The organism is Parabacteroides sp. AM08-6 (assembly GCF_003473295.1).
Lineage (GTDB): Bacteria > Bacteroidota > Bacteroidia > Bacteroidales > Tannerellaceae > Parabacteroides.
On the sequence record NZ_QRMP01000086.1, the window covers coordinates 1 to 797 of the forward strand.

Genomic DNA, 797 nt, shown 5'->3' on the forward strand with positions numbered 1-797 from the left:
GCTCCATTCTTGGCTACTCCTTTATCCGTAAACAGTTCCAAGTTCTCAAATATCTGTTTGTTGGCAGTCGATGGACTTAGCTTTGCTTCCGTGCGAAAGTCTTTTATCGCTTGTTCGTCTGCATCTGTGTAAATGTTGAACCACGAACAAGGGATAGCATCAAAAAATATTTTGTTGCATTCCTGAAAGAAACTGCGCATTTCTTCGACAGTACGAAGTTTCTGTGAGTTTGCTCCCTCACGCACAAAGATAGAACCGGAAAATATATAAGGTTTATCTTTCCCTGACGGAACATCAATTACCCAAACTGTCTTATCTTCGATATTTACCGCATACATATCACAATGGAGAGCCGGAGATATTTCACTGATAGAGCCTTGAATGGCTGAACGTTTGTCATTCTCTAAATCTGTGCCAATAATCTGCCCGTTATCATCTACACCAATGAGTAAATATCCTCCGTCTGCATTAGCGAAAGCGCAAATTTCTTCTGTTAGTTCACGAACCTTTGAAGGAACACGAACTTTGAACTCTACATTATAGCCTTCTCCGCTATCGATGAGTGATTGTATGGTTTCTGTATTTGTCATAGACATCTATAAATATAATGCAAAAATAGTCATTTCTATTGTTTCAATAACTCTAAAAACAAGGATATATATATGGTTTACTTCAAATTGTTCTTTCTGAAATTAGAGGGGCTGCATCCTCTATACTTTTTGAAAAACTTATTAAGATGGCTCTCATCGGTAAATCCCAATTCTTCAACGATTTCACAAATTCTCATTTGACTATGC

General features: G+C 37.5%; 2 protein-coding genes. Both read right to left on the reverse strand.

All coding sequences use genetic code 11. The annotated features are described in order from the left end of the window. Positions 1-590, reverse strand: a 590-nt coding sequence (locus DW103_RS17960) for a helix-turn-helix domain-containing protein (protein WP_199653062.1), incomplete at its 3' end; no start/stop codon positions are given. Between the two features lie 77 nt (positions 591-667). Next, the coding region (locus DW103_RS17965) for an AraC family transcriptional regulator (RefSeq protein ID WP_147381257.1) at positions 668-797 on the reverse strand (130 nt) is incomplete at its 5' end.